We start from the raw sequence: 3,015 nt of genomic DNA on the forward strand, positions 1-3,015 counted from the left end.
ACGTTACCCGGCAGGTTCTCACGATGACCAGAAACGAGCGTCGATCGGCCTTACTCGGGCGACCGGTGCGTCAGCTCTCGAAGTAGCTGCGGTAGCGCTCGCGAAGCACGTTCTTCTGGATCTTGCCGGCGGCCGTGTGCGGCATGGCGTCGGTGAACAGCACGGCTTTGGGCACCTTGAACCCCGACAGCCGGGTGCGGGCGGCGGCGATCAGGTCCTCTTCGGTCAGCACGACGCCCCGGCTTCGATGTCACGGTGGGGGCGACGTTTCACCGCCGGACTTGCCGAACTGGACCCGGTTGATGATGTTGGCGTCCAGGTCGTGATCCATGGGCGGGGTGGTCCTCTCGCCGGATCGGTTCAGGGCACTCAAGCGGGGACGAATCGAACGATGCCGATGTCACCGACGCGCTCGAACGCCGCACGCACCGCCATCCCCGCAACCACTGTGGTGGGGTCGCAGCCCTCCACGGTGGAGAGCATCTGCGGGCCCTCGGCCAGGCGGACCACGACGACCGGGTAGGGCGCCGATCGGGGTAGGTCGTTCCACGGGGGACGGCTGACGACTGCGGCGACGAGCACGGTCGCGTTGCCGGACAGTTCGGTCCACGTCAGCTCGGCGGAGTGGCAGCGGGGACAGAACGGGCGCGGGTAGTGGAACAGCAGCCCGCACGCGGTGCACTCGCGTACGGCGAGGCGCCCCCGGACCGCCGCCTCGAAGTGGCCGCGGTTGACATCATCGATGCGGGGTAGGACCGCCGGATCGGCCAACCCCTCCAGGTAGGTGGCGGTCACGACGGCGCCTCCGCGAAATTGATTGTCTCGGTGGTCATGACCCCTCCAGGATGACGGTGACGTGGCTGCAGAGCATGGAACCGTAGGCGTGGACGACCCCGAGGTCGGCCTGGCCGACCTGGATGCCGGCCGCGCGGCCGGTCATCTGCTGGTAGGCCTCCAGTATCCCGCAGATTCCCGAGGCCGTGCCGGAGTGGCCGAAACGCAGCAGCCCGCCGTTGGTGTTCACTGGCAGCCGCCCACCGGGACGGGTGGCGCCTTCCCGGTAGAGCTCGACGGCTTTGCCGCGCTCGGCGAGGCCAAGCTCCTCGAGCAGCATCAGCGGGTTGGAGCTGAACGCGTCGTAGAGCTGCGCTAATTGGATGTCGGCGGGGGTGATGCCGGCCTGGGCGAACGCGGTGGCGCCGGAGCGGACCGCGCCGGTCCGCGAAAGATCGGGCATCGAGGTGAGGAACCCGTGGGTATGGCCCTCCCCGATGCCGACCACGTGCACCGCTCGGTGCGGCAGGTGTGCGGCCCGATCCGGCGAGACGACGACGAAGGCGCCGCCACCCTCGCACGGAATGGAGCAGTCGAGGTAGCCGAACGGACCGGCGATGTGCCGCGCGTCGAGCACCTGCTCGACGGTGAACCTCCCGGCGTCGGCGCCGATGGCGGTCGGATGCGCCAGCGCCCATTCCTGCTGGGCGGCCACGGCCTCGGCGAACACCTCGCGACCCTGCCCGACCTCGTCGAGCCACGACTGCGCGATCAACCCGTACAGGGTGGGGATGGACGGCGCGTAGGGAAGCTCGTAATCCGGATGGCAGGTCATCGTCATCAGGCGCCGGCCGACGTCACGGATGGGCGGGAAGACCCCGGCCGACACGCACAGGACTGCCGAGCACTGACCGGCCTGGATCGCTCGCGTCGCGACACCGAGCATCGCGAGGTGGCTCCCGCCGCCCAGCTGGACACCGAGTTGCAACCCGAGCTCGTGGAGCCCGAGAGAGTCCTGGATCTCCTCGGACAGGAACGTGTGCTCGATGGACTCGCCCATCATGGAACCCACGCAGATCAGCCCGTCGATATCAGAGCTCTCCATCCCCGCATCACGCAGGGCGGCGACGGCCGACTCGAGGTGCAAGTCCAGGAAGGGGCGGTCGAGACGGCCGGGCGTGACCTCGGAGAATCCGGCGAGCGTCGCGAGTGGTGCTGGCATGGGTCAAGACGTTAGCAGTGACTAACAATCGCTGGCCTGGGGTGGCGGTGACCGCACACCGCCACCGACGTCCGCTCCGCGTCAGGTTCGGCATGTTGCTCGACACAGGGTGGCCAGCCGACGGCTGGGTGCCGTTTCGGCTGAGGCGAAGTCTGACGGCTCGTTCGAGCTCATTGAGCACGCCTATCCGGTCGGGAGCTGCAGAGTCGCCTCGCTGGGCACACACGGCCCCTCCTCGCTGCTGACCATGAGCTCCAGGTCGATCAGGCTCGTGCCGTTCACTTCGCGCTTGCCGATGACGCGACCGGTGAGGGTTGCGGTCTGTCCCGGGTAGATCGACTTAATCATGGAGATCTTGCGACGACGGAGCAGCGCATCGGGACCGGCCCAGTCGCCGAGGCCGCGGTCGATGAAGCCGTGGAAGAACAGTGTCGACAGGTAGATCGTCCGCTGACCCTGGCTGCGCGCGTACTCGGGATCGTGGTGGCCAGGGAACCAGTCCCAGGTGGACGCCGCATTCATGCAGACCCGCTTGTAAGTGACCGGGATCGAGACCGGGGTGATCTCGTCGCCGACCGCGACGTCGTCGAACCGTAGTGTCGCCGTCGGGGTGCTGGTCATGGCTGCTCCTCAGTTCGGCCCAGGTGGTCGCCACCGGTGATGTCGTACCTGAACAGCACGTTGGTGTTGCGCGCGATGACCTTGTCATGCTGGTCGGCGTAGGTGGTGAGAGAGGTGATGAACACCCCGGTGCCGAGACGGGTGGTCTTCTCCGGCGAGACCGAGACGATCTCGTCGACGGTCCACACGTGGTCGCCGATCCGTGGCCGGCGTTCCAGCTCGGTGGTGGTGGAGGCATTGATGATGTGGTGACCGGGCAAGGGCACGCTGAATGCGAACAGCGAGTCCTCGCGGTGGAGGTGCTCGGGGGTCCATTGGGGGTTGAAGCTCAGCGTCATCAACAGACCCGGCGGGCATTCGTCGCCCTCCCAGTACCGCGGGTTTCCGTCCTCCACCAG

At 67.5% G+C, this 3,015-nt stretch carries 5 protein-coding genes; all 5 read right to left on the reverse strand.

From position 1 onward, the window contains the following. Window positions 1-70 precede the first annotated feature (70 nt). Window positions 71-232 carry an AMP-binding enzyme gene (locus tag WA944_RS09120; protein ID WP_163887625.1) on the reverse strand — a complete coding sequence of 54 codons (162 nt, stop codon included), beginning with the start codon at window positions 230-232 and terminating at the stop codon, window positions 71-73. A gap of 137 nt (window positions 233-369) precedes the next feature. Further along, entirely contained in the window at window positions 370-795 is a 426-nt protein-coding gene (locus WA944_RS09125; protein WP_526372868.1) for a Zn-ribbon domain-containing OB-fold protein, read from the reverse strand. Between the two features lie 34 nt (window positions 796-829). Next, window positions 830-1,996: a thiolase family protein gene (locus WA944_RS09130; RefSeq protein ID WP_526372867.1), complete on the reverse strand. Its 1,167-nt coding sequence runs from the start codon at window positions 1,994-1,996 to the stop codon at window positions 830-832. Window positions 1,997-2,179: 183 nt separating this feature from the next. Beyond that, window positions 2,180-2,617 carry a MaoC/PaaZ C-terminal domain-containing protein gene (locus tag WA944_RS09135; RefSeq protein WP_163887628.1) on the reverse strand — a complete coding sequence of 146 codons (438 nt, stop codon included), beginning with the start codon at window positions 2,615-2,617 and terminating at the stop codon, window positions 2,180-2,182. Beyond that, a partial coding sequence (locus WA944_RS09140) for an FAS1-like dehydratase domain-containing protein (protein ID WP_526646769.1) occupies window positions 2,614-3,015 on the reverse strand: 402 nt, incomplete at its 5' end. The genes WA944_RS09135 and WA944_RS09140, both read right to left, overlap by 4 nt.

This window comes from Mycobacterium sp., assembly GCF_049683355.1.
In the GTDB taxonomy this organism is placed as follows: domain Bacteria; phylum Actinomycetota; class Actinomycetes; order Mycobacteriales; family Mycobacteriaceae; genus Mycobacterium.